Annotated in this window: 6 protein-coding genes; all 6 read right to left on the bottom strand. The window is 49.5% G+C overall.

Going from position 1 to position 5,653, the window contains the following annotated elements; genetic code table 11:
* Window positions 1–436: 436 nt before the first annotated feature.
* The 6 genes from RY831_RS32600 to tssI all read right to left on the bottom strand — a co-directional run bounded on the left by RY831_RS32600 (window position 437) and on the right by tssI (window position 5,639).
* The gene (locus RY831_RS32600) at window positions 437–1,093 is read right to left on the bottom strand and encodes a hypothetical protein (protein ID WP_326510446.1); all 657 of its coding nucleotides are present in this window, start codon (window positions 1,091–1,093) and stop codon (window positions 437–439) included.
* 103 nt (window positions 1,094–1,196) lie between these two features.
* Window positions 1,197–2,498: a PAAR domain-containing protein gene (locus RY831_RS32595; protein WP_496196653.1), complete on the bottom strand. Its 1,302-nt coding sequence runs from the start codon at window positions 2,496–2,498 to the stop codon at window positions 1,197–1,199.
* Between the two features lie 2 nt (window positions 2,499–2,500).
* The gene (locus RY831_RS32590) at window positions 2,501–3,385 is read right to left on the bottom strand and encodes a DcrB-related protein (protein ID WP_326510444.1); all 885 of its coding nucleotides are present in this window, start codon (window positions 3,383–3,385) and stop codon (window positions 2,501–2,503) included.
* Window positions 3,386–3,549: 164 nt separating this feature from the next.
* Window positions 3,550–4,173 carry a hypothetical protein gene (locus tag RY831_RS32585; protein WP_326510443.1) on the bottom strand — a complete coding sequence of 208 codons (624 nt, stop codon included), beginning with the start codon at window positions 4,171–4,173 and terminating at the stop codon, window positions 3,550–3,552.
* Complete coding sequence (locus tag RY831_RS32580; RefSeq protein WP_326510442.1) at window positions 4,154–5,239, bottom strand: N-acetylmuramidase domain-containing protein; 1,086 nt, start codon at window positions 5,237–5,239, stop codon at window positions 4,154–4,156. The genes RY831_RS32585 and RY831_RS32580 overlap by 20 nt, the downstream gene beginning before the upstream one ends.
* Window positions 5,226–5,639, bottom strand: a complete 414-nt coding sequence (tssI, locus tag RY831_RS32575; protein ID WP_437126350.1) for a type VI secretion system tip protein TssI/VgrG — start codon at window positions 5,637–5,639, stop codon at window positions 5,226–5,228. Before tssI ends, RY831_RS32580 begins: the two co-directional genes overlap by 14 nt.
* Between the last annotated feature and the right edge of the window lie 14 nt (window positions 5,640–5,653).

Genomic DNA, 5,653 nt, shown 5'->3' with positions numbered 1-5,653 from the left:
AGTCATTGCATCGGTCATGGAACATCCCTTTCGGTATTATTTCATGACCCCGCTTTACACAGAAATTCTGACAGGCTCGCCGAGGCATTTGCTTTAGCAGCTTGATCTGAGCAGATTCTGCTGGGTCATTACATTTGCGGCGGCGACGCGTTTCTCAGGATCGAGCATGATCACTTGCAGTTGAGCTGTTTGCGATAAGAAAAACCTTCTGCAGCTGCCAGTTCAGCATGGGAATTAAGCAACGTAGAATATAAAATAACAGTCAGAGCTATTCTTTTCATCTGATTTTTTAAATTGACTGATTTCGTGTATTTTCTGGAAGCATTTCGATGCAGAGTGTAAGGCTTCTCCTCAGCTTCGGATCAATCAGTGGGCAGTCGACCTACACTAATACATGTTTCGCAACATCAAATGTAGTCTTTTCAAGTGCGACCGTTTATCCTATCGACTCATCCAACTGCGATGCAACAAGCGAACACCACTGTTCAAAAAAATTCCAGCTCTCCCTGCTACCTGGCCAATGAATCCCAGATTTTTCATCCAAAATACGAAAATGGGGATCGTTTGGATTATTTTGTAAATGGTGAAGAAGATCAATTACCTCCTTGCACCGTGCTTTTGTGAGAGAAGAGACTAGCCGACTTGCGGTTTCAATCGCATATTCCTCTGGATCCGATACAGAGAAAGAATTCCGCATACTTTTCTTAGTGTAGAACGAGCAAAGCTCTAACGTTAAGACATCCATGCCAGATTGCGGGGTTTTTACCGGTTGCAGTTTCCATACGCGTGTCCGTGTTTGATCAGTTGGAAGAAGATCACCAACTTCACACCTTATTACGCGTTCATCATCGCAATTCAAACATTGCCATAGTCCCGCCATTCTCACCTTGTGCCCACTTCGCGCAACCGAGGGAAATTCGTCCTCAATGCGAACTGAAAGCTCTTTCAGATAAGACCTTATTTCTTCATTTGTTCTTTTTTCAGTAAAGTCTTGGGTGTTCAGGATGTAGTCGCCCTCTAACATGTCCGTAATTTCTTCTAGGTATTGCTCAGGTTGAAATTTAAACAAGAGTGGCCAGATGATTGACTCCATTGTCCGTTGCACTCCTGCAGACATTGGGCTACAAAACTGCGTTGCATATGTCATTCTTAAGAATGCACCGTATAAATTGTTAGGAAGGTCCATGGCTTGGTCACTAGAATGAGGGTGTAGAAGGAAGAGGTGGTTGTATGAAATCTATAAACACATAGCGCATGTCAATTCCCTTTTCGGCGAATATTTTTAATGCTTGGTCTGAATACATCCTTGCTGGCACATAGTGACCGCTACGATCAGAAATACCTATTAATTCACCGTCAACCACCTCAAGTTCACCTGCTGCTGCAACGGGCTTTCCTCGGCTCAAGCTTGAATGATGAAACTTTCCCGCTTCGTGAAAATTCGAAGCATATATCTTGCCATGCTCATCAATTATGTATATCGCTCGGCCAAGTCCAGAATGCGCAGAGACACTATTCGTAGTGTCGAAAAGCGAACCTGACGCGTCGTATAGTTTACCCTCCAATATCTTTAGTTCGTATTTCGGAAGCTCTCCATCCGCCAGATAACGGACTTTTGCGCCTCTACCTTTCAACGCCGTCCAAAGGGGATGACCAAGATTATGTTCACCGACGTATTTCTCCAACATTGCAGTTGTTCTTAATGACCTTGTAGAAAACTCGAAAGAGCTGTTTCCACCGCTCATTCCCAGAGCGCCCGGTCGCATACGAATATCAAGGCCCTTTGGTACTCCTTTAACACCTACGAAGCCGCCAGCAAGCGACCCTGCCAGCATCGACCATTTCTGTCCGTCGCTGCCAGCCCCAAACACCCGCTCCCCAGCGCGGCCCATCACTTCTCCACCAAGCAGGCCGCCGAATGTGCCTGTTGCAGCGACTATAGGCCCACCCAGTACGATCGCAGCGCCCAAGCCGACCGCGAACAGGGCGGCATGCACCCATCCGGGCACCAGGCTTTCCGGCTGAACCGGGTCAGTCTGTGCCACACCACCGCCAATGAAAACATTATTCGACCCGCCTGCAATGACGGCACCGCAGGCAGTCGAGTCATCGACGCGCGCGGCCGGCAATCCGTTGATAAAGACGGTGGCACTTCCAGTCGCGATAAGTAGATGTGGCGTCGAATGCTTGGAGCAATGAGCGACATCGGCATTCGTGCGTGCCGCCCGGATTCCATTGGTAAAGACATTGGACGAGCATTGCCCAAAGATGAGCCCGCAAATTTCCTTCGGCGCCCAGCTCATGGTGCTGAACAGTTCGCCTAAGCCTGCGCCTGCAGCAGCCGACGCACCAATGATGGCAGCCGCAGCCAGCCCGCCCGTTCCGGCGATTGCCACGCCTGCAACTGCAATAGCCGCCCCGATCAGCAAGCCGCGAAGCAGCCAGCTCATGCTTGGGCTGTGACCGATGGGGTCGCCTAATCTCGCCGCCCTACGCATGTCTACGGCCTATCGACGCCAGCTGACAACGCGCCGGCCTGTCGGTCAAGATGCAGCTGGATTGCGGTCACGCTGTCGAACGGCGGGCTTCCGACCACCTTGGCGATCTGGTGGATACAGGCGCGAAGTGACATCGTGGTTGGCAGTGACCGGCTGCGCAGGCGGTACTTTCCTTCGCTACGCCAGATCTTTCCGGTGTTCGGCTCGGTGAACTCTGCCTGCAGCGGCATGCCCATGCTATTGAAGAAGGCCCACATGCCGTCTTCCACCTCAAGCGCATTGACACGCCGACATGCCTGCTCTTCATTTTCGTGCACATGCAGCACGCGGTCACGGATTGCGAGTGCAAAGACATGCGGAGTATTGGCAGGAATGTCGTCCGGCTGCGCTTCCTCTTCAGGCGATACGGCAAGCGGTTCGTCTGCGGCGTTCACATGGGAAAGCTTATGGGTATCACGTATGCGAATACTACTTAGAACGCCGGCGAATGCTTCGTCCCATTTTTCGCTGAAGAGCTTTGGACAGGTCGCCGTGACCATGAACACCATGTGATGCTGATCTTCGCTTGACTTGATCAATGCGACGGCCTGATGTTGAAACATGGGCAAGCCATTGTTTGACCAACGATATCTGAGCTCCATCGCAGGGTAGCCGTCATACTGGCATTCGGCCGAATCCAGAACCTGGAATTTCGGCAGCGCCGTGGACAATTCCTCTTTCAAGCGTTGCACATATTCGTCCAACGTTTCCGTATCAGGAACATGCGAGCGGGATATCACAATGCTGAAATCATTCGGTCCGTCATCATTAAGGACAAACATATGAACCGTCTTGTCACGCAGTCCTTCCGGAAGCGTAAATGTTGCTTCGTTAGTTTGGTATTGCATAGGCCTACAGGCGTTTTACGATGAGATGTGTGAAATACTTGCAATTACCTGCGACAAGAGAAGCCAGTGTTGAAGAAGAGCCTGCATCGAACATGGATTGCTCGACAACTGCTTCTTCAGCAGTTTAAAAATTCTCCGTCATGATGAGGCTTGCGTCATTCCTATTACTTGGTAGTCGTCTTTTCTAACTTACCAAGTTCAAAAATACATTTAGCTGCAATTTTGGAAAGTTCGTTCATAGAACTGACAGCCTCTTCGTCAGTTTTATTATCGACACAATGGTCAATATCGCCAGTATGTGCTTTACCATCTTTAGTAACTTGTATGACTTGAGGAAGATAAAATGAATCACCTGATGGAGCTTGAAATAGATACATACCCAGTATCAACAGGTCATCCCTTTCCCTAATACTTTTGGCCTCAAAAACAGGCTCGCCAGCGCAATGCCAGAGCTGATCTGATTTCTGCGACATCTTGAAAATTTTTTCTTCTTTGCGCTTCGACTTTATGTAAACAAAACAATCATTTGGGTGACCCACGGTGCCGCCAAAAATCTCGCCAGCTATTACTTCTGTGTCAAAACGTTGTAGATAAAAACTTCTTTCTTTAAATATCTTTACGCTGACACCATTTGGTGATTCCTGAATTATCTTTTCAAGAGCAAGATCTATTTTTGTTGAAGCTAAAGGCTGCTTCGATAGAGGTATCAGAGGTTTCGCCGCATACGAAAAAACTGCAGTCGCCAACAAAAATATCGCTAAAACTGCTTTACTGACTGTATTTTTCATATGCTTCTTCCATTTTTTTATCGTATGCATTTCTTTTGTATGCAGGCCCGTTATATATCTTGGCGAACGTCTTCCAGTCTTTTTCATTCAATGCATTCAGTAAGCGCTTGTCATTTTTAATAAAGTTGACAAAACCCTCTAACTGTCGACCTGCATTCTCACTTGAAGCGGTCACAAAATCTTCTACACTCGAGAATCCTGCCTGTTTATAGTTTTCCCCCATAATCTGAAACTGCCCCCAAGACGCTGATTTCAATGCTGCAGTTCGATCTAGTTTAATCGCCTCGTTTAAGCGTTCGTACTGATTAGCACCTGGCTTTCCATAACCTCCGAAGTTAGCATTCGAGATATGGGGAGCGATCTCATCATAGACACCACGTGTATTAGCATGGAATCTATGCCTCTCGAAAAGAATGACAGGCCTTCCATCGTCCAAGAATGGACGGCCTTTAGACTCAACTTCCGCCACAGCTTTAACTGCTGCAACCTCGACGTTTAACTTTTTAGCTGCTGCGACATACTCCTGTTCCGAAATTGCTTTTGGCGTTACTAACTTTTTTCCAGCATCTGTGACTTGCGTCGACGTTGATTTAATACCAGTTTTAGTTTGTGCAGCAATGGATAAAGTACCTGACGAGCCGTTATGCTTTGTTGCTACAGCACTTCCTGTAGGCTCTTTTTTTTCATTATTCGATGCATGCTTATTAGGCAGACTGGCCGAAGTTGTGGAATGCGCGCCTCCATTTGTATTCAAATCAATCCGATTCGTCCCGATCACATCCACATGCAGCCCCTGTATCGTGATCTTCCCATTCGCCTCCATCCGTATCCGGCTCGCTCCCACCTCCAGCACGATCTCCGTCGCCGCCTTCAGCGAGATGAACTCCGTCTGCGACTCCAACTCAACTCGCTTCTTCACCTTCGTCACCTGGAAGCCGTTCGTCACCGTATTGGTCTGGTGCGGCCCGTTCACCACCGTGGCCTGCGTGTGCTGCACGGTAGTGACCATGTCCTTCTGCGAATGGATGTTGATCAGCTCCTGACCCTTCTTGTCATGGATCACCATCTCGCAGTACCCACCCCCGCCCGGCGTCGAGNGTGGCCTGCGTGTGCTGCACGGTAGTGACCATGTCCTTCTGCGAATGGATGTTGATCAGCTCCTGACCCTTCTTGTCATGGATCACCATCTCGCAGTACCCACCCCCGCCCGGCGTCGAGCGGCTTTTGAAGCCCATCACGTGTGCAGCACCCGGCATTGAATACGGCAACGGCTGCGCGCTGTTGTACAGCCGTCCGGTGCAGATCGGACGGTCCGGATCGCCTTCGAGGTAATCGATGATCACTTCCTGGCCGATGCGCGGGATCGCCACCGTGCCCCACCCGGCGCCGGCCCACGGCTGCGACACACGGATCCAGCACGAGCTGCGCTCGTCATGCCGGCCATAGCGGTCCCAGGGGAACTGCACCTTGATGCGGCCAT

Source organism: Noviherbaspirillum album, from assembly GCF_035916955.1.
Lineage (GTDB): Bacteria > Pseudomonadota > Gammaproteobacteria > Burkholderiales > Burkholderiaceae_D > Noviherbaspirillum > Noviherbaspirillum album.
The sequence above is the reverse complement of the archived record's forward strand: the minus strand, read 5'-3'. Positions and strand labels throughout refer to the sequence as shown.